The organism is Bradyrhizobium sp. RP6, assembly GCF_003837805.1.
GTDB lineage: Bacteria > Pseudomonadota > Alphaproteobacteria > Rhizobiales > Xanthobacteraceae > Bradyrhizobium.
Genome location: NZ_RQIT01000001.1, coordinates 861,508 through 879,901 on the forward strand (window position 1 = coordinate 861,508; position 18,394 = coordinate 879,901).

Annotated in this window: 18 protein-coding genes and 1 tRNA gene; 6 read left to right on the forward strand and 13 right to left on the reverse strand. The window is 63.6% G+C overall.

From position 1 onward, the window contains the following. Nucleotides 1-265 precede the first annotated feature (265 nt). Nucleotides 266-931, forward strand: coding sequence for a hypothetical protein (locus EHH60_RS04525; RefSeq protein ID WP_199751285.1), 666 nt, complete (start codon nt 266-268; stop codon nt 929-931). 480 nt (nt 932-1,411) lie between these two features. Here EHH60_RS04525 and EHH60_RS04530 read toward each other — a convergent pair whose 3' ends face one another. Both EHH60_RS04530 and EHH60_RS37400 read right to left on the reverse strand, forming a co-directional pair. Beyond that, nucleotides 1,412-1,654 carry a hypothetical protein gene (locus EHH60_RS04530; RefSeq protein WP_124158245.1) on the reverse strand — a complete coding sequence of 81 codons (243 nt, stop codon included), beginning with the start codon at nt 1,652-1,654 and terminating at the stop codon, nt 1,412-1,414. 589 nt (nt 1,655-2,243) lie between these two features. Beyond that, entirely contained in the window at nt 2,244-2,414 is a 171-nt protein-coding gene (locus EHH60_RS37400; RefSeq protein WP_199751286.1) for a hypothetical protein, read from the reverse strand. A 1,234-nt stretch (nt 2,415-3,648) separates the two neighbouring features. On the opposite strand from EHH60_RS37400, the gene EHH60_RS37055 reads away from it, so the two are divergent. Continuing rightward, nucleotides 3,649-3,825: a hypothetical protein gene (locus EHH60_RS37055; protein WP_158626712.1), complete on the forward strand. Its 177-nt coding sequence runs from the start codon at nt 3,649-3,651 to the stop codon at nt 3,823-3,825. A gap of 143 nt (nt 3,826-3,968) precedes the next feature. Here the strand turns inward: EHH60_RS37055 and EHH60_RS04540 are convergent, their stop codons facing one another. The 6 genes from EHH60_RS04540 to EHH60_RS04565 all read right to left on the reverse strand — a co-directional run bounded on the left by EHH60_RS04540 (nt 3,969) and on the right by EHH60_RS04565 (nt 9,179). Further along, nucleotides 3,969-4,268, reverse strand: coding sequence for a hypothetical protein (locus tag EHH60_RS04540; protein ID WP_245454384.1), 300 nt, complete (start codon nt 4,266-4,268; stop codon nt 3,969-3,971). 208 nt (nt 4,269-4,476) lie between these two features. Further along, entirely contained in the window at nt 4,477-4,668 is a 192-nt protein-coding gene (locus EHH60_RS04545; protein WP_124158247.1) for a hypothetical protein, read from the reverse strand. A gap of 147 nt (nt 4,669-4,815) precedes the next feature. Next, entirely contained in the window at nt 4,816-5,157 is a 342-nt protein-coding gene (locus EHH60_RS04550; protein WP_124158248.1) for a hypothetical protein, read from the reverse strand. Between the two features lie 169 nt (nt 5,158-5,326). Beyond that, nucleotides 5,327-5,402, reverse strand: a tRNA-Lys gene (locus tag EHH60_RS04555). A gap of 296 nt (nt 5,403-5,698) precedes the next feature. Next, nucleotides 5,699-8,365 carry a glycosyltransferase gene (locus EHH60_RS04560; protein ID WP_124158249.1) on the reverse strand — a complete coding sequence of 889 codons (2,667 nt, stop codon included), beginning with the start codon at nt 8,363-8,365 and terminating at the stop codon, nt 5,699-5,701. Nucleotides 8,366-8,582: 217 nt separating this feature from the next. Beyond that, on the reverse strand, nt 8,583-9,179 hold the full coding sequence (locus EHH60_RS04565) for a beta-1-3, beta-1-6-glucan biosynthesis protein (RefSeq protein WP_124158250.1): 597 nt from the start codon (nt 9,177-9,179) through the stop codon (nt 8,583-8,585). 330 nt (nt 9,180-9,509) lie between these two features. Between EHH60_RS04565 and EHH60_RS04570 the strand changes: the two genes are divergently transcribed. Further along, nucleotides 9,510-11,069, forward strand: a complete 1,560-nt coding sequence (locus tag EHH60_RS04570; RefSeq protein ID WP_245454385.1) for a glycoside hydrolase family 17 protein — start codon at nt 9,510-9,512, stop codon at nt 11,067-11,069. On the opposite strand, the gene EHH60_RS04575 is transcribed toward EHH60_RS04570, so the two are convergent. Then, on the reverse strand, nt 11,029-11,409 hold the full coding sequence (locus EHH60_RS04575; RefSeq protein ID WP_124158252.1) for a hypothetical protein: 381 nt from the start codon (nt 11,407-11,409) through the stop codon (nt 11,029-11,031). The genes EHH60_RS04570 and EHH60_RS04575 overlap by 41 nt on opposite strands. Nucleotides 11,410-11,562: 153 nt before the next feature. Between EHH60_RS04575 and EHH60_RS37060 the strand changes: the two genes are divergently transcribed. Continuing rightward, nucleotides 11,563-11,709, forward strand: coding sequence for a hypothetical protein (locus tag EHH60_RS37060; protein ID WP_158626713.1), 147 nt, complete (start codon nt 11,563-11,565; stop codon nt 11,707-11,709). A gap of 55 nt (nt 11,710-11,764) precedes the next feature. On the opposite strand, the gene EHH60_RS04580 is transcribed toward EHH60_RS37060, so the two are convergent. The 3 genes from EHH60_RS04580 to EHH60_RS04590 all read right to left on the reverse strand — a co-directional run bounded on the left by EHH60_RS04580 (nt 11,765) and on the right by EHH60_RS04590 (nt 14,389). Next, nucleotides 11,765-12,205: an MgtC/SapB family protein gene (locus EHH60_RS04580; RefSeq protein ID WP_124158253.1), complete on the reverse strand. Its 441-nt coding sequence runs from the start codon at nt 12,203-12,205 to the stop codon at nt 11,765-11,767. Nucleotides 12,206-12,422: 217 nt separating this feature from the next. Next, complete coding sequence (locus tag EHH60_RS04585; RefSeq protein WP_124158254.1) at nt 12,423-12,680, reverse strand: hypothetical protein; 258 nt, start codon at nt 12,678-12,680, stop codon at nt 12,423-12,425. A 314-nt stretch (nt 12,681-12,994) separates the two neighbouring features. After that, nucleotides 12,995-14,389: a hypothetical protein gene (locus tag EHH60_RS04590; RefSeq protein ID WP_124158255.1), complete on the reverse strand. Its 1,395-nt coding sequence runs from the start codon at nt 14,387-14,389 to the stop codon at nt 12,995-12,997. 175 nt (nt 14,390-14,564) lie between these two features. Here EHH60_RS04590 and glmU point away from each other — a divergent pair, with 175 nt between their 5' ends. Further along, entirely contained in the window at nt 14,565-15,920 is a 1,356-nt protein-coding gene (gene glmU, locus EHH60_RS04595; RefSeq protein ID WP_124158256.1) for a bifunctional UDP-N-acetylglucosamine diphosphorylase/glucosamine-1-phosphate N-acetyltransferase GlmU, read from the forward strand. A 156-nt stretch (nt 15,921-16,076) separates the two neighbouring features. Here the strand turns inward: glmU and EHH60_RS04600 are convergent, their stop codons facing one another. Next, entirely contained in the window at nt 16,077-16,295 is a 219-nt protein-coding gene (locus tag EHH60_RS04600) for a hypothetical protein (protein WP_124158257.1), read from the reverse strand. Nucleotides 16,296-16,513: 218 nt separating this feature from the next. Here EHH60_RS04600 and glmS point away from each other — a divergent pair, with 218 nt between their 5' ends. Beyond that, nucleotides 16,514-18,340, forward strand: a complete 1,827-nt coding sequence (glmS, locus tag EHH60_RS04605) for a glutamine--fructose-6-phosphate transaminase (isomerizing) (protein WP_124158258.1) — start codon at nt 16,514-16,516, stop codon at nt 18,338-18,340. Nucleotides 18,341-18,394: the final 54 nt, after the last annotated feature.

The window sequence follows — 18,394 nt, forward strand, 5'->3', positions numbered from 1 at the left end:
AAACAGTGGCATGATGCCAACTTCGGAAAATCCGCGAGAGGGAAGCTGCTGCTGCGGAGCCGCCCGTTCGGCGGTCCGGAGTGACTGCTTAGCGCAGACCCCGTAGTCTGTCGGGGATGTCGGGGCCCGTCAGCCGGCCAGGCCGCTAACGTGGAATTAATCCAAAAAGCCCACAATTTTAGACAGTTGGAGATGGGTGCTGCGTACAGGAGCCGTCACGAGGACGTTCCGGCGACGGCGTCCTGTTGCTCGCTCATTGGGGTCAATGCAGATGACCACGTCCTTGGAAACGCCAAGCTTCGCCGAAGAACTCGACGCGGTCGCGCTTGCAGCCGCAGCCGCGCACGACCCCGCAGCCCCGGAAGCTCCCGTGCCGATCAAGCGATCCGGCCGGAAACCGCTCCTGCTGCTGGCGGTGTGTGCCCTCGCCATCAATGGCGCGGCGGCCGTCTATACGTCGTCGTCCGGTTTGCCGTCGCTGAATGTCGGCAGCCTGGCTGAGCTGCTCCCGCGCCGGGAAGCGCCTGCGCCAGAACCGGATCCGGTCGTCGCTGCCTTGAAGGACATTCAATCCGCCCAGCAGCAACACACGGATTCGCTGCAGGCGAACAACCACGCCTTGCAGCAAAATGCAGCCCTGCTGCAGCAGGACTCACTGGTGCTGCTGTCGCTGCGGCAGAGCATCACGGACGAACGGGTCGATGTGAAGAAGATATCTTCGCAGCTGTCCACGCTGATCGCGAAGGTCGACTCGCTGCAAAATGTGATGATGTCGGACGTCACCTCCTCGATCCGGCGCGCGAATGCCCGTTACGGACTATCTGCAGCGATGCGCAAACGGCTGGTGCGGCCGTCGAAGCCCCTGGGGCCGGTTTCGGTGGGAGGGGCGCCGCTGAGTGTGCCGGCGACGGTTTCAGCGCCGGAAAGCTGAAGATCGGAAGATCGTTCATCTCCGCGCCCGGCCTTGTTTCCTGATTTAAAGCGTGCTGGGTGAGGCTTGACTGCCCCGACGTGCTTTTCAGGAATCTGTGTCTTGCTCAAGCGATGTCCGCATCCCAGTTCCATTGGTGTGCGATCAGAAGTGCGGAGGACAAGATGCGCAGAGTGTTGGTGATGTTCCTCGCGTTGGCTTCGCTGACCCAGGCCCAAGCGGAGGGGAAGGTGAGCGGCCCGGACGCCTCGTGCAGCTATACGCTGGCGAACGGAGACACGTACAAGATCCCAGCGGGCCAGAATCTCTGCTGGCGCGTCCCACCGCCCTCTTACAGGGTGTACACGCTCCTGCGTTGTGATCCGCCGTTTCAGGAGCTCAGCCGGGTCCAACAGGGCGATGGCCGCTGCAACAAGTACGAGGAACGCCAGTAACTGGTGCTGGATGCGCGCCTTCGATGGCTGCTCTGACCGCGAGGCCTCACTTCAAGGCGTGATCGATCTTGTGCCCCAGATGCCCGGTGTCGTGATCGCGACGCAGCTGGCTCAGCGATGTCTCGTTCAGGTGGGCCAGGACCTCGCTGAGCTGCGCCGCGTCGGGATAGCCGGCCGCAAAACCCTTTCCGTAGATCTTGCGCAATGTGCCGACCAGCGCGTTGCCGTGCTTCTTGCTGATCTGACCGTCCTTGTCGCGGTGGCGACCATCCAGGCCCGGTTCCTTCATGTGTCTCTCCCGTACGGCGTCTGAAGCGCCTGGAGAGAGCCTGCGCCCAAACGAACAGACTGGCAATGGCATCGCGTGCGCGCGTTGACGATTGCCGGCGCCGCCGCAAGAGCCCGCGCTCGTCTCGCCTGCTTGTGAAGGCGCGGTCGATTGTGGTGAACCGACAGGTGCAACACATGACGGAACGATTGCACGATCGGAGCTGACGCGATGCGCTCTCTCTTTGCCTTGTGTCTCATGGGTCTGTCGCTCGTGCTGTGCACCGCCGCAGACGCAGCAACAGTGCATCGCCCGCGCGCACGCCCACTTGCGGTGGACCGGCCGCGCACGAACACGACACCGCCGGCCCGCTTCGCGGTCCCGGGCTGGAGTGACGAAGCAACACGGCGCTGGCTCGACAATGCCTCGTCGAACGTCGGCCGAGGCGGATAGCGGCGACAGGCGCCGGCGATCGCCCGGAACTAAAGCATGATCCGGAAAAGTGCGCAGCGGTTTTCCTTCGCGACAAACGCGGAACCCGTTTGCGCGGAGATCGTGCTTAAACGACAACCTAAAGCGCGATGACGATTCATCCTGATCGCATCGCGCTTTAGGCAGCCTTCTCGTCAAACGAAGTATAGACGCGGCCGCTGGGATCAACGACCCGAACGTCCCGGCAGCCGTCCTGAACAAGCTCCTTGGCCTTCTTGAGGGCGGCGGCGAGTGACAGCCGCTTGAGACTGACGACGCCCGCCGTGTCGAAACCGTTGATTTCAAACATGCTGTCCCTCCGGTTTTCCTGAATGCTACACGTTTCCGGCGGGTTGTCTCCTGGCTTTTGGGGGAGGGCGGTTGGAACAGCCGCAGATGCGAGGCGATGGCGGTAAGCCAGCCGAAGCGCTGAGGGGCAGAATCGAATTCCGACGACACGCGAGCCGCGCTTCTGCCGGATTGTCAGCGCGGCTTCAGCTGATGGCGCCTTGTGCATCGCTGGCGTTGCGCGAAAGTAGGCGCGCGCAGCCTGGCACGCACGCGACTTGAGCGGCGACAACCGACCCGTTGACTTGCAGCGTCGGCAGATTTCTCTTTTTTGCGAGACGGGACTTCAGGCCGCCACTTCATCTCGCCCGTCCCGGCACTCCCGGCGCTCTGATCCGCAATTGAATCGGCAGCCGGGAGCATTTGGGGGCTGGAAGCTGAGCCGTGCCATATTCGTATCCGGGCGGCAATGCGTAGAACATCGCACTCCGGTAGTTATACGGAATCCATTTTCGGAACGGGGTGTTCTATGAAGAGAACACCGGCGCGATTTAAGTACCAGATTCTATTTTTGTCGGGAATGGCCGCAGTGGGGGCTGGAACCACGCTGCGGCTTTTCCCATTGGAGGACTGGGAAGCCCACCGCGACGAGCTGATGGACTTCTGGGCGTCGGGACGTTCACCACGGCCGAACGCTTTCCGGATTCAAAACCATGGCTGTTTGTTCGCGGTGACGGCGGTCTGCCGTGGGCAGCAATGCACCTTGATGAAGAGTAAGAGGGAAGCAAAGCCGCTTGTTAGGGGTCGGTGCGCTGCTCGCAGAATAGCTGGAGGTGCCGACAAATCAGTGGCACGCGATCAAAAGCCACAACGCGGCTCATTGAATCTATCTGCTCCCAGCGGAGTAGCTCAGCAGTTTTGATATCGCTCCTCCAAATCAAGACGCCTTTTCGAAAGTCCGAAAGATCGCAGCCTGTCTTGTTTCACCGCTCTTCAGCTGAAGCTTGTAGACATTGACGATTGGTCCGGCAATTACAGATCGGGCTTCGTCCACGCCATACATGAAAGAAGCCACTAGCAGAAAGAAAATCCAAACCCGAATACAAGAGGGCGACGCACTTCTCTGCTGGGCGTCTTCCAATTGAGATAGAGCATCAACGCTGCCATCGCCGCCAGCATTCCCGCCAGCACTTGCATGGCCAATCTCAAGGCGTTGGGCCGATGCCGCCACCTATGGCGAAGCCGTCCGTGAAACCTTGATCGATCCGATCAGAACTCTGAAGCAATTGCAGGCAGCCGATTGGGTCAAGGATAGCAGGAGCCTTGAGCCTTATCGCGTTGCGCTCGCAACCTGCATTGCGGAAATGGAGCGCACCGTAGCAATGTTTGATGACGTTCCGGAGTTGCCCAACGAAAGAGATGAGCGGCGGTGAGCGGGACGGATAAGAGCTAGGCTTGAGGTCCATACAAGGTCACGACGATTAAGCATCCCAATGCAACGCGGGTCGAAGTTTCGATCATGTCGGATGACCTTGGCGTGTTCGAAAAATCCGGCCGCACCTCCGCGCCGCGCTGATCACCGCTCAAACCGTCCCATCCGGTTGACCACATTCATCTGCTCGAACGCCCTTGCGATCTGCTCCGATCCGTGCTCGCTCTTGAGCGCTTCCCAGGCGGTCTCAAACTTCGACTTGGCTTGCTCCATATTCTCGGCATTGCCAGACGGTGCACCCGGCACGGAAACGACCACGGTCCACAGCCAGAGCTCTGGTGACCGCTCGCGAGCAAGCCGGATGCGGCCGATCATCTGGCCGTCTTCAAACACGATGTAATCGTCAGGGTCGAGCGCGCGAAGGCGGAGCATGTCGTTTTCCAAGAGCTTAACAAAAGAAGTGACGGATCAAAGCCGACGGCGCCGTCCCCTTCCTATTGGGAAATTTCCCAGTGCGGCTCGCGGGCGTGCGGAGATTGGGTAACGCTTGCTTAAGAGGCCTTAACTAAAGATGTAATGTCCGGCCTCGCACACCCGGATAACCCTTACTGGCAAGCTCTGATCCGGCGCCGATCCTTAACCCGGCGCTGGATCATTGCGTGGCAGGGTCTCTACCTTCCGACTGTTCTATTGCCCGTTCAACCTCCGCTGCCAATGCGTTGAGATGGTCGGCCAACCGCGTGAACAGGTCGCGCTTCTTTGTGTCCGTCGCGAGATCGCGGATCAGAGCGCATTCGGCCGCATCGGTGCGTAGCTTCTCCGCTTGGGTCCGCATGTCCTTCATTGATCGCCCCATCGTCGGGAGGGTTGGAGAGCCGAGGGAGGGTTGTCCGAGGCGGTAGATACTCGTTTTGTTCGAGGCCTGTTCTGACTTAGGAGAACTACGGTGTCCCACAGCGGACACACGCCAGCAGCAATGCCAGCCGTTTCCTCACGGCCCTACGCCGTCGCCCTGATACGGTTGGCAGCGAACCTTGAAGCTTGCCACCCGTCTACCAAGCAGCCAAAGCTCAGCGCTTTGACATTTCGCCAGCTGCCCGGCGCGAAACTTCGCCGCCTCGTCGTTTGGACAGCTCAGATCGAGACGGTCCACGATGTGCCCGCTCTCATCCAGAATATAAAGTCGGTAGCCCGGCATCGAGGCCTTCCAAAGAAGGATTTTGCCCTGGGGCACCTTGCCTGATCGTATCAGCTGACTTTTTGCGCCAGCGCAAAGATAGTTTAAGAACCTCGGCCCGAACTGGCCGATCTTGTTCGCACGCATCGGGATCATGCGGGCGCTGAACCGGGGCAAGGCCGCGCCGGGGGGCGAGGCGGAAGCGGGCCAAGAGCTATCGGGTGATCGGGTGACGGCCACTGCTACACAGGTGCTACAAGAGTTGTGTAGCAATCGAGTAGCAGAGCGGAGTGATTCGGTATCTATTTGAATTTGTTAGCTTATTTGGTGAGCGCGCTGGGGCTCGAACCCAGGACCCCGTGATTAAAAGTCACGTGCTCTACCGGCTGAGCTACGCGCTCCCATGGCCGCTGATGGCTTCGAATGAGATCGCCATCGTGGTCGGACATTCGAGAAGCATGTCTTGCCGCTGCGCTTCTTATGCTTGCGTCGCGGGGAAAAACCGGCCGTTTCCGGATCATACTCTCGGCCCGCGCTGTGTAGGGGGAGTGGCTGCGGAGGTCAATAGTGCGGGTGGTTGCCGAAGTTCATGGCAGGAGCGGGGATTCGCTAGCTGCTTCCGCTGGTTAGGCCGGGAATCTCAACCTGATTGGCCGGCCGCCATCCACGCCCAACAGCGAGGATGGCCTCCTGCCCGTCAGTTCGTCTCCCGCCGCACCTCGCTCGGCACAGTTTGCGGCGCGCCGACGGGGGGCAGGGCGACCGGGCGGAGGCCGATCAGCTCGGCGGTGCGGATCGCGCTGTCGCGCCAGAACTGGAACGAGTTGATGCGGCTGAGCTCGAGGATGGCGATGGCGACCGCGGCCAGGAACGGCAGGCTCTGCAGCACCAGCACGCCGGCGAAGATGTAGATCTCGGTGATCTGCCGGAAGCTGTTGGAGGCGACCAGCACGCCGGCGCCGATCAAGAGCAGGGAGCCGATCACGGCTTCCCAGAACGCCTGGAACTCGATCGACATCCGGCTGAGACCGCCCTTGGAGGTGCGGGCGAAGGCGATGTGCTCGGTGATCAGGCCCTGCGCGACCGCGCGCGACACCGTCCACTGCACGCTCATCGCCGCGATCATCGCGCCCAGCATCTGGCCCGGCTTGATCGCGACGCGGGCGCGGTACATCGACAGGAAGTGCGCCAGCGAGACGACGAAGGCGCCGATGATCGGCAGCGTCAGGATCTTGTCGGGAATGGCAATGTCGGCGAAGGCGACGATCGGCACCCAGACGAGGTTGAGCAGCGCCACGACCACGCCGAGGCTTTCGGCGCCGAGCCAGTTCAGCCAGCCGAGGCCGTATTCGCGCTTCTGGTCGGGCGTCAGCCGGCTCGCACCCGGCAGGAAGCGGCGCCAGTGCTTCTTGACGATCTGGAGGCCGCCATAGGCCCAGCGGTGCCGCTGCTTCTTGAAGGCCTCGTAGGTGTCGGGCAACAGGCCCGCGCCGTATCGGGTGTTGGTGTAATGCGTGACCCAGCCGAGCTCCTGGATCGCAAGGCCGAGATCCGAGTCCTCGCAGATCGTGTCGCTCGACCAGCCGCCGGCCATGTCCATCGCGGCGCGGCGGATCAGGCACATCGTGCCGTGCACGATGATGGCGTTGGCCTCGTTGCGCTGGACCATGCCGATGTCGAAGAAGCCGGCATATTCGCCGTTCATGATGTAGTGCATGATCGACAGATCGCCGTCGCGATGCTCCTGCGGCGCCTGCACGAGGCCGACGCGCGGGTCGGCGAAAGCAGGCACGAGGTCCTTCAGCCAGTCGGGCTCGACGACATAGTCGGCATCGAGGATGCCGATGATCTTGGCATCGGCGGCGGTGCGGTCCATGGCAATGCGCAGCGCGCCGGCCTTGAAGCCCTGCACTTTCTCGGCGTTGATGAATTTGAAGCGTTCACCGAGGGCGCGGCAATGGTCCTGGATCGGCTGCCAGAAGGCGGGATCCGGCGTGTTGTTGATGATGACCACGCATTCGTAGTTCGGATAGTTCAGCATCGACAGCGCATCCAGCGTCTGCTTGAGCATGTCGACCGGCTCGAAATAAGCGGGGATGTGGATCGAGACCTTCGGATAGTAGTTCTCGGGCACGTTCGCGACCGGCTTGCCCTTGCTGAGCAGCCGCTGCGGCGGCCGGCCAAACGCGACCGCGGCGATCTCGTCGATGCGCGCCATCGCAATGAGAACGAGGGGAACAAGAAGGATCATGCCGAGCGTCAGCGCGAAGGCCGAGCCGAAGATGAAGTAGTGGCTGTTCCAGAACGCGAACACGGTCGCGGCCCAGGCGCCGACGCCGTTGGCGGTCGCTGACAGCAGGAAGGCCTGCTTCGCGGTGGCTTTCTGGATCCGCAGAATCGGCAGCGACAGCAGGACGCCGACCAGCAGCGCGATGCCCATCAGCTTCCAATAGTCGGGGTTCTCCACCGGGCCGGTCCAGGCGAATTTCGGCTCGCGGCTGGCGTTGAGGATGCCCCAGTAGGGACCGACGCCGCCTTCGAAGAATTTCCAGGGCTGATCGATCGCTTCGACGATGTTGTAGTCCATGCCGAGTGCTTCAGCGCGGGTGACGAAGTCGCGCAGGATCAGCGCCTGCTGGAACGGGCCGGGATCGGCATTGCGCAGGTTGTAGCCCTGGCTCGGCCAGCCGAACTCGGCGATCACGATGCGCTTGCCGGGGAACAGGTTGCGCAGCAGGTTGTAGCGGTCGACGGCCTGGTCGACCGCCTGGTCGGAGCGGAAGTTTTCCCAGTAGGGCAGCACGTGGGCGGCGATGAAATCGACGCTGGAGGCAAGGTCGGGATTGTCGCGCCAGATGTTCCAGATCTCGCCGGTGGTGACGGGCACGCGGACCGCGCCCTTCACTTTCTTGATCATGTCGATGAGGTCTTCGACCTTCTGCTCGCCGCGGTAGATCACCTCGTTGCCGACGACGACGCCGACGACATTGCTGTTCTTGCGGGCGAGGTCGATGGCGGCCTTGATCTCGCGCTCGTTGCGATCCTTGTCCTTGTCGATCCAGGCGCCGACGGTGACCTTGAGGCCGAACTCGGCGGCGATCGGCGGCACCAGTTCCACGCCGCCCGTGGACGAATAGAGACGGATCGCGCGCGTCATGGTCGACAGCGTCTTCAGGTCCGCGCGGATTTTCTCGACCGTCGGGATGTTGTCGATGTCGGGGTGGGCCGAGCCTTCGAACGGCGCGTAGGAGACGCTGGGCAGGAGGCCCTTGAAATCAGGCGCGGGTTCCTTGTCGCGCAAGACCCCCCATAGCCCTGCGTGGAGTGCAGACACGAGCAACAGAACGGCGGCGACAACGCGCATCGCGGCTAAACCAAAAGGGGCTGAGGTGGCAGGGAAGCGGATCCGACCCCGAGATCCGACCGAGTCCGCGGCAAAGGGAGCATATCTCCGCCGCGCGGTTTCACAACTGTCATGGCCTCATGTCCTTATGAGGGCATGGCCTTTTTCGAACGACGCGCGGCGGTGCCAACCGCGTCTATGGCCGATCGTTCCTGAACGACAGCTGAAACGATCGCGGCTATTTCGGGGGCGCCGGGGACGGGCTTGCCGCAGGCGAGGGGCTCGCGGCCGGCTGCGGCGCCGGCGAATTGGCCGCCGCCGGCGCAGCCGGCTGAGGGGCCGCGGCAGCCGCCTGCTGCGGCTGGGCGGCCGGGTTGATCCAGCATGCGTGCACACGGCTGTCCAGGGTCTCGGCCACCTTGGGATCGATCTGGGCGCCGAACCGGGTCAGGCAGCGGAAGGCGGCCTGGATGTGGCCGCCGGGACAGCCGAAGCGGTCGTAGAGGTCGAGATGGCGGAACGCAGTGTCGAGGTCGTCGCGCCACATCAGCCGCACCACGCGCCGGCCGAGCCAGACGCATTCGGGGTTGCCGGCCGGGCCGTTGATGACCTGGGCAGCTTCCGCGAATTCGTCGGTACGGCGCTGGTTCTGGGCGGCATCCTTGGCGGCAGCGTCGGCCGGCTGGGTGGCGGCCTTGCCCTGGTCAGGGGCCGGTGTGCCGCTCTGGGCGGTGGCTCCGCCGACACCGATCAGAACGAGCAAGGAGGAGACGGCCAAGGTGGCGGCGAACTGCCGCAGGACCGCATTTCGTAACTCGAACACCCGTTGCCGCATGAATTCCCCAATATATCCGCTGACCGTCCGCGCCGAGACCTCGCGGACGCGCTAGCTGATGGCGTCCAAATGGGTCTCCAATGCGGCGGAAAATTCCCGTCGAATCCCATGACCTGTATTTCGAATTTTGTCCAGCAAAGTCACGATCCTAGACCACGGCCGAACGGCCGCAGCGAAATTCGGCAGGGTGGGGAGCGGGTCGGTCGCCTGTTACCCCTTGGCAGAAGGCGTGTGAGCAGGTAATCGACGGACCCTTCGCGGAGGACGGAACCGATTTCTCTTCGTACGCCACTGGCGCTTCTGCTCGTTTCACTGGGTGCGATCGCTGCCGTGTGGTGGTGGCTTGCCACACCGATCACGCTCGCGCGCGCCCCGATCGATCCCGCCGACAAGGTCCAGTGCGTCTCCTACGCACCGTTCCGCGGCGAGCAGTCGCCGCTGGACGCATGGACCCATATCGAGGCCGACCAGATCGAGCAGGACCTGCGCCAGCTCAAGCAAATCACCGACTGCGTCCGCACCTATTCGATGGAGAACGGGCTCGACCAGGTGCCGGCGATCGCCGCCAAGGTCGGCGGGCTGAAAGTGCTGCAGGGCATCTGGCTCTCCAGCAACCGCGCCAAGAACTTCGAGCAGGCCGCGCTCGCCGTTCGCCTCACCAAGGAATTCCCCGACGTCATCTCCACGGTGATCGTCGGCAACGAGGTGCTGCTGCGCGGCGAGATGACAACGGCGGACCTCATCTCGATCATCCGCTCGGTGAAGGCGCAGGTCAGCGTGCCCGTCACCTATGCCGATGTCTGGGAGTACTGGCTGAAGAACCGCGAGGTCTATGACGCCGTCGACTTCGTCACGATCCACATCCTGCCGTATTGGGAGGATTTCCCCGTGAGGGCGAAATTCGCCTCCGCCCATGTCGAACAGATCCGCGAGCGCATGGCGGTGGCGTTTCCCGGCAAGGAGATCCTGATCGGCGAAACCGGCTGGCCGAGCGAGGGCCGCATGCGCGACGGCGCGCTGCCGTCGCGCACCAACCAGGCGCGGGTCGTCTCGGAAATCCTGAGCCTTGCGAAGACGCACAAGTTCCGCGTCAATCTGATCGAGTCCTACGACCAGCCCTGGAAGCGCAGGCTGGAAGGCACCGTCGGCGGCTATTGGGGCCTGTATGACTCGGTGCGCCGGAGCCTGAAATATCCGCCGGGCGAGCCGATCAGCAATTTCCCGTACTGGAAATGGTACATGGGCGCGGGCATGGGCCTCAGCGTGCTGGTGTTCGCGGTCGCGCTGATCACGCTGCGCCGGCGGCCCTGGACGCCGCGTTTCCCGGCCTGGCTCGGCGTCGGCATCTCGGCGACGACGGCGGGTATCCTGCTCGGAATCGGCATCGACAAGATGTACTATGAGAGCTACGGCATCGGTGGCTGGCTGCTGTGGGGCGCGCTGCTGCTCGCCGGCATCCTGTCGCCGATCTTCTGCGCGCAGGCGATGGTGATCGGCCGCAGCCTGCCGACCTTCCTCGATCTGCTCGGCCCGCGCGAGGGCCGGAAATGGTCGAAGCTGACCGCCGTGCTCGGCCTGACCCTCGCGGTGACCGCGGTGATCGCGGCCGCGACTGCGCTCGGCTTCGTGTTCGACCCGCGCTACAAGGATTTTCCCTACGCCGCGCTGACGATGGCGGTGGTGCCGTTCGCGCTGCTGATGCTGAACCGGCCGCAGATCGGCCAGCGTCCGATCGCGGAAGCGGTGTTCGCGGGCGTGCTGGCGCTGTCGGCCGCCTATGTGCTGGTCAACGAAGGCCGCGACAACTGGCAGTCGCTGTGGACCTGCGCGATCTATCTCCTGTTCGCCCTCACGCTGTGGCGGGCGCGGGCCGAGCAAATCCGAGAATGAACAGGCCGATCGCAAGGCCCGACAGCACGACATTGTAGAGCACGATGCCGAGGCCGGCGGCGACGATGCCGACGGTGAGCAGCACGATCGACGGCCGCATCAGGTTCAGCGTTGCCACCACCAGCGCGACGATGCCGAACACCGAATTCTTGAACAGGACGGTCGCCACCGAACGCGCCTTGCAGATCGCAGTCTGCAGGCCGGCGTCGCAGGCAAGTGCGACTGTCGAGAGCTCGATGCCGAGATAGCGCAGGTAACTGGCATAGCCGACGGAGAGGAAGCCGACGACGATCAGGAACTGCACCTGGTAGGGCGTGAGGCGGAAGGGCTTTTTTGTCATGGGCGCAATATGGTCGGGATGGGGCGGACAGGCAACAGGGCAGGCGATGTTTCCGCTGATCCGGCTCGCCCGGGCGGCGTCCAGGAACATGCAAGGATTGAGCTGGTTCTGAACAATGTGACACCCAACGCATGTTGCGGTCGAGGAGTGAGCATGGACAAGCCAACGCAGAAGCAGCTGAGCGAACTCAAGAGGCTGAGCAAGGAGGCGCGCGTCGACGATTGGTCGGAAATCGTCCAGTCAAAGGACGAAGCGGAGATGCGCATACGGGATCTGAAGGAAAAGGCGCGCATGGAGTAGGTTCGCGCGAGAAGCCATCAGAGCTGACCCTGCTCCCTGGTGCCCGACGCCAAGGTCATTTCAACCCCAGCCGGCGCTCGACCCAGCCCAGCACGAACAGCACGAGCAACGTCACCGCGATGGCTGCTCCGACGAGCAGCCAGGCTCCCAATGCGCAGGCGATGCCGAGGCCGGCCGCGATCCAGACCGTTGCGGCCGTGGTGAGGCCGTGAACCGTCTTCGCCTTGGCGTCGTGCAGGATGACGCCGGCCCCGATGAAGCCGACGCCGGTCAACACGCCGGCAACGACGCCCTGAATGACCCGGGAGATCGCATCCGGGTGGTCGCGCAGGTTCTGGAACTCGATCACGGAGATCGAAACCAGCGCGGAGCCGAGAGCCACCAGCGCCAGGGTTCGCATTCCCACCGGTTTGTCGTTCATGTCGCGATCGACGCCGATCAGCAGCCCCGTTCCGGCCGCGACGAGAAGCCTGAGGACATCATCCAGCTCGTTCATAAAAACCCACGAGTTCGGAAAAAGAGCGACATTTGGATTGCGCCGGAAACGACTGCAAGCTTGCTGCGAAAGAGCGGCTCAGGTCCAAGCGTCCGTTGGTCGCATGCACGGTCGAGCGATCATCGGGATCGTGCGGTGCGGCGAGCTCTGACAGCGCGACGGCGCCGGCCGGGAAGGTCGGCGCCGTCTGGCGGAGTTGACGACTTGCCTTACGTCGTCACTTCCTCTTGGTGCTCGAACCCGTGGTGCTCTGCATCTTCTGCCCGGGTGCACTTTCCGAGTGGCCCGGCCCAGCGGTGGTGTTGGTCTGATGGCCCGGCGCGTATTCGGAGGCGCCGGGACCTGTCGATTTCTTCGTCGTGTTCTGCATCTGTTGGCCCGGTGCGTTGCTCGAAGCGCCCGGCGATTTTGTCGTTTGCGCAAGCGCCGAGGATGCCGCGAGAACAGCGGCCGTTGCGATGACGAGTGTCTTCACCTGTGTCTCCCTTGGTCATGGAGGCGGGCACGAGTGCTTCTGCCTGTCGGCCGCTCCGGTTCGTGACCGGGATAACTTGGCAGCGGGCGGCTGGTTTCGAAGACGGGCTGAAAAATGAGTCCGGCTGCGTGCGCGATGAGATGCCGTCATTCACCGCGCGTTCAGGTGAAGCGGAGTCCATTCCCTAAGGCGAGATGCGATCAGGACGACTCGTCATCGCCCTTTAGGTTGATGTTTCAGCATGATCTCCGCGCAAACGCGTTCCGCGCTTGTCGCGAGGGAAAGCCGCTGCGCACTTTTCCGGATCGTGCTCGCTAGCGTCTGAAGAACGACGACAGCGTCGATCCCGCAGACGTAGATGCTGCCTCCGGTTTCGCCGGCGCCGGCGCGGGCTGCGCCGCGGGAGCGGGCGCAGGCTCCTCGCGCTTCGATCGTTTCGATGAGTAGTTGCGGCGGCGCTGCGGCTTCTCGGGCTTTGCGCTCGGCGCAGTTTCGGCTTGCGGCGCCGCGTCCTGATTCTTCTCCGAGCTCTTCTCTTGAACCCTGTCTTGAGTTTTCTCTTGCGCTTTTTCCTGGCTCTTTTCTTGGCCCTTCTCCTGCCCCTTCTCCTGGCCGCCACGCATCGATAGGCGCTGACCATCGAATACGGTGGTCTCGCAGTGACGGTCGTTCTCGGCGAGGCTCGCGCAGAATTTTGCGGCGACGGCGGCGTTCACCAGTGGGCCGGCTCCTAAGCGAAGCTGCATGCCGAGGCCGGTGGTGCCTTCCTTGATCATGATGATCGGCCGCAGCGCCGCGATCTCCGGATGGGACTTGGTCAGGCCGCGCCAGAGCGCGCGCAGGCCGTCGATCGAGTTGGCGCCGCCGAGATCGATCGCAAAACGAGTCTGCTGAACCGCGATCGCTGGGGATTCGTTCTCGGCTGCTTCGGGGGGCTTGGTTGCTGCCGCGACGACCTCGGCGGCGGCGGGCGCCGGCTCGGCCTTCTGCTGGGCAGCCTTCTCAGCGGCCTCCGGTTGAGCCAGTTTCGGTGCGGATGAATCCGGCGGCGCCATGAGCGACTTCGACGGCACCAGCGGAATGGCCGGCAGCGCCGAATTCATTGCCGGAGTCTGCTGCACGAGCGAGGCGGCGGCTGCGGTCTGCGGCGGTGGGCTCGGGGCCTCCTTCAGCGATTCCTTCGGAATATCCTTCTGAGAATCCCTGGCGGCCTCGGTGCGCGGCTTCTCGCTTGGCGGAGTTGGACTAGAGGCGACCGGCGCGACGCTGGGAGCTGCGGGTGCCGGGTCCTGCGGCTTCGCGCCCTGCTGCGGCGTGGCGGTTTGCTTTGCAATGGCACCGGTGACGGAATCGAGCCCTTGCTCCAGCACGGTGACGCGCGAATAGAGCCGGTCGCGGTCCGAGTTCAGCGTCTCGATGGCGGCGGCGAGCCGGCGGGCCTCGTTCTGGCTCTCCTTGGTCAGCATCTGGAGCCGGTCGGCCTGGCGCGCGAGATCGGCGGCGGCAGCCTGGTCGCGCCGCCAGCCGAGCTGGGTCTGGTTGGCCATCACCGCGACGACCACTGCGCCCACGGCAGCTACGCCCCACGAGCCCAGCCGCCACATCATGCGCCGGTCGAACGCGCTTTCCTCCGCCAAAAGTCCGGAGAACAGCCCGCCGGTCTCCTTGGTGCCGAAGGCATCCGCCAGTCGGTCGGAATCCTTTGCCATGTACGTTAAGTGCCCAGCCCCGGTCCGGGCTTCCCCGAATCAATCAGGGAACATTAACAGGAAAAGCGCCTCGCACTTGAATTCCGGGCGTTTGCGGGGGTAGCAAGGCGATAGCTTCCGAGGGGGCTCGCTGCCCGTCACGCCAATTGATTCGGCTAAGTCCGTCAGGATTTCGATGACCGCCCGTTCCAGCCTCACGATCGTGCTCGCCGCCGGCGAAGGTACGCGCATGCGATCGAGCCTGCCGAAAGTGCTGCATCAAGTGGCGTCCCAGACGCTGCTCGCGCATGTGCTCGCCGCCGCACCCAAGGGAGCCGGCACCTCGCTGGCGGTGGTGATCGGCCCCGATCACCAGGTGGTCGCGGATGAGGCGAAGCGCATCCGCCCCGACACGCTCACCTTCGTGCAGAGCGAACGCCTCGGCACCGCGCACGCAGTCTTGGCGGCGCGCGAGGCGATCGCGCGCGGTGCGGATGATCTCCTCATCGCATTCGGCGACACGCCGCTGATCTCGGCCGAGACCTTTGCGCGGCTGCGCGCGCCGCTCGCCAGCGGCGCAGCGATTGCCGCGCTCGGCTTTCGCGCCGCCGATCCGACCGGCTACGGCCGCTTCATCGTCGAGGGCGACCGCCTGGTCGCGATCCGCGAACAAGCCGACGCCAGTGCGGACGAGCGCAAGATCGATCTGTGCAACGCCGGCGTGATGGCGATCGACGGCCGCCGCGCACTCGAAATCCTTGAGCAAATCGGCAATGCGAACTCCAAGGGCGAATATTATCTGACGGACGCAGTCGAGATCGTCCGCGAAAAAGGATGGGAGTCCGTGGTGATCGAGACCAGCGAGGACGAGGTGCGCGGCATCAACACCAAGGCGCAGCTCGCCGAAGCGGAAGGCGTGATACAGGCGCGCTTGCGCAAGGCGGCGATGGAGGCCGGCGTCACTCTGATCGCGCCGGAGACAGTTTATCTCTCCGCGGACACCGTGTTCGGCAAGGACGTGACCATCGAGCCGTTCGTGGTGATCGGCCCCGGTGTGTCGATCGCGGACGACACCGTGATCCATTCATTCTCGCACATCGTCGAGACCACGCTCGGCAAGAACGTCTCGATCGGTCCCTATGCGCGGCTTCGTCCCGGCACCTCGCTCGGCGACGGCGCGCGCATCGGCAATTTCGTCGAGACCAAGGCGGCGACGCTCGAGGCCGGCGTCAAGGTCAATCATCTCTCCTATATCGGCGATGCCACGGTCGGCGCCAACTCCAACATCGGCGCCGGCACCATCAGCTGCAACTACGACGGCTTCAAGAAGCACAGAACGGTAATCGGGCAGGGCGCGTTTGTCGGCACCAACTCTTCGCTGGTCGCCCCGGTGACAATCGGAAAGGGCGCCTATATCGGCTCCGGCTCGGTGATCACGAAGGATGTACCCGACGATGCGATGGCGCTGGAGCGCACCCACCAGGTCATCAGGGAAGGCGGCGCGGCGCGATATCGCGAGATGAAGAGGGGCGGCAAGAAGCCGGAGAAGTAAGCGGCGCTTAGTCCACCGTATCGTAGGCGCACTCCGCCCTCATCACGAGGAGCCCGCTGGAGGCGGGCGTCTCGAAGGATGGCCCCGCACGATGCTCGGGCCTTCATGCTTCGAGACGCGCGTTCCGCGCTCCTCACCATGAGGATCTTGCGTTGGCTATTCGTCGTCGGCGAATTCGGAGAAGATGGCGCGGGTCAGGCGCCAGCCACGCGGTTTGGCGCGCTTCACCGGCTCGCCTCGTGAATGCTTGACGAAGACAGGCTTGCTTTCCTTGCCGCGCTGGGGAGGCGGCCAATGCGCAAGGTGCGTGCCCGTGGTCTCGCTGGCGCGGACGGACATCGATGGCAGGCCTTCGCGGTCGGACGAGCCCTTCATGACCTTGTGTCTCCGGGGTCAATCGTTGGTCAAATCTGTTGACAACAAGTTAAGATGCGCGGTTTAAGGCCGGCCAATTCGACGCAGGCAAAGCGCAGATCGCCCGGTGCTGTCTCAATCGGCAATAATTATTGAGTATGTGGTTCCCGGGGAATTTCGCTAAAAACTGAACGCGTCGTTTAAGCGATTTTTCGACGATTTGGGGGATAGTGATCCGCATGTGCGGGATTGTCGGCATTCTCGGGCGCGAGCCGGTTGCAGAGCAATTGGTGGATTCGCTCAAACGTCTTGAATATCGCGGCTATGATTCCGCGGGCGTCGCCACGCTCGAAGGTGCGCACCTCGAGCGCCGCCGCGCCGAGGGCAAGCTGAAGAATCTGGAGAAGCGGCTCGAGGCCGAGCCTCTGAAGGGCACGACCGGGATCGGCCACACGCGCTGGGCCACTCACGGCAAGCCGACGGTCAACAATGCTCATCCGCACGCGACCGAGCGCGTCGCTGTCGTTCACAACGGCATCATCGAGAATTTCCGCGAGCTGCGCGAGGAGCTCGAGAAGAACGGCACGGTGTTCCACACCGAGACCGACACCGAGATCGTGCTGCATCTCGTCGACGATTTGCTCGCGCGCGGCAACAAGCCGGTCGAAGCCGTCAAGCTGACGCTGGCGCGGCTGCGCGGCGCCTTCGCGCTCGGTTTCATCTTCTCCGGCGACAACGACCTCATGATCGGGGCTCGCAACGGACCGCCGCTGGCGATCGGCTACGGCGACGGTGAGATGTATCTCGGCTCCGACGCCATCGCGCTCGGCCCGTTCACCGACACGATCAGCTATCTCGAAGACGGCGACTGGGTCGTGCTGACCCGCAAGAGCGCGACGATCTTCGACAAGGACGGCTACACCGTCCAGCGCGACAGGATCAGGCACGCCGCCTCGACCTCGATGGTCGACAAGGCCAATTACCGCCACTTCATGGCAAAAGAGATCCACGAGCAGCCGGAAGTGGTTGGCCACACGCTGGCGCGCTACGTCGACATGGCGACCGAGCGCGTTGCGCTGCCGGTCAAGCTCCCGTTCGACTTCAAGACCATCCAGCGCATCAACATCACGGCGTGCGGTACCGCGAGCTATGCCGGCTTCGTCGCGAAGTACTGGTTCGAGCGCTTTGCGCGCGTGCCGGTCGAGGTCGATGTCGCCTCCGAATTCCGCTACCGCGAGGCTCCCTTGCGCAAGGGCGATCTCGCCATCTTCATCTCGCAGTCCGGCGAGACCGCCGACACCCTCGCCGCGCTGCGCTACGCCAAGGCGCAAGGCGTGCACACGGTCGCCGTCGTCAACGTGCCGACCTCCACGATCGCGCGCGAGAGCGAGACCGTGCTGCAAACGCTCGCGGGACCGGAGATCGGCGTCGCTTCGACCAAGGCTTTCACCTGCCAGCTCATGGTTCTGGCAAACCTTGCGATCGCGGCCGGCAAGGCGAGAGGCGAATTGTCCGACGAGGACGAGACCAGGCTGGTCCATGGCCTCGTCGAGGTCCCGCGCCTGATGGCGGATGCGCTCACCAGCGAGCCCCAGATCGAAAAGCTCGCGCACAGGATCGCCAAGTCGCGCGACGTGCTCTATCTCGGCCGCGGCACCAGCTTCCCGCTGGCGCTCGAAGGCGCGCTGAAGCTGAAGGAGATCTCCTACATCCACGCCGAAGGCTATGCCGCCGGCGAACTGAAGCACGGGCCGATCGCGCTGATCGACGAGACCATGCCGGTCGTCGTCATCGCGCCCCATGACCGGGTGTTCGAAAAGACTGTCTCCAATATGCAGGAGGTCGCCGCGCGCGGCGGCAACATCATCCTGATGACGGATGCCAAGGGCGCCGCGGAGGCGACCGTCGAGTCCCTCGTCACCATCGTCATGCCCGACATGGCGGCGGCCTTCACACCGATGGTCTATGCCGTCCCCGTGCAACTGCTCGCCTATCACACGGCTGTCGTCATGGGCACCGACGTCGACCAGCCTCGCAACCTCGCCAAGTCGGTGACCGTGGAATAGCCGGACGGGATATCGGTCGGTCGTGGTCTTCCAAAACCTGCTAGAAGACCCTAG

Excerpts from the sequence above, each read along its gene's own strand:
- EHH60_RS04580 (WP_124158253.1), bottom strand. The coding sequence starts at position 12,205 with ATGAACGAGCTGGATGATGTCCTCAGGCTTCTCGTCGCGGCCGGAACG.
- EHH60_RS04530 (WP_124158245.1), bottom strand. The coding sequence starts at position 1,654 with ATGAAGGAACCGGGCCTGGATGGTCGCCACCGCGACAAGGACGGTCAG.
- EHH60_RS04590 (WP_124158255.1), bottom strand. The coding sequence starts at position 14,389 with ATGGCAAAGGATTCCGACCGACTGGCGGATGCCTTCGGCACCAAGGAG.
- EHH60_RS04550 (WP_124158248.1), bottom strand. The coding sequence starts at position 5,157 with ATGATCCCGATGCGTGCGAACAAGATCGGCCAGTTCGGGCCGAGGTTC.
- glmU (WP_124158256.1), top strand. The coding sequence starts at position 14,565 with ATGACCGCCCGTTCCAGCCTCACGATCGTGCTCGCCGCCGGCGAAGGT.
- EHH60_RS04525 (WP_199751285.1), top strand. The coding sequence starts at position 266 with ATGCAGATGACCACGTCCTTGGAAACGCCAAGCTTCGCCGAAGAACTC.
- EHH60_RS04575 (WP_124158252.1), bottom strand. The coding sequence starts at position 11,409 with ATGACAAAAAAGCCCTTCCGCCTCACGCCCTACCAGGTGCAGTTCCTG.
- glmS (WP_124158258.1), top strand. The coding sequence starts at position 16,514 with ATGTGCGGGATTGTCGGCATTCTCGGGCGCGAGCCGGTTGCAGAGCAA.
- EHH60_RS04545 (WP_124158247.1), bottom strand. The coding sequence starts at position 4,668 with ATGAAGGACATGCGGACCCAAGCGGAGAAGCTACGCACCGATGCGGCC.
- EHH60_RS37060 (WP_158626713.1), top strand. The coding sequence starts at position 11,563 with ATGGACAAGCCAACGCAGAAGCAGCTGAGCGAACTCAAGAGGCTGAGC.
- EHH60_RS37400 (WP_199751286.1), bottom strand. The coding sequence starts at position 2,414 with ATGTTTGAAATCAACGGTTTCGACACGGCGGGCGTCGTCAGTCTCAAG.
- EHH60_RS04560 (WP_124158249.1), bottom strand. The coding sequence starts at position 8,365 with ATGCGCGTTGTCGCCGCCGTTCTGTTGCTCGTGTCTGCACTCCACGCA.
- EHH60_RS04565 (WP_124158250.1), bottom strand. The coding sequence starts at position 9,179 with ATGCGGCAACGGGTGTTCGAGTTACGAAATGCGGTCCTGCGGCAGTTC.
- EHH60_RS04600 (WP_124158257.1), bottom strand. The coding sequence starts at position 16,295 with ATGAAGGGCTCGTCCGACCGCGAAGGCCTGCCATCGATGTCCGTCCGC.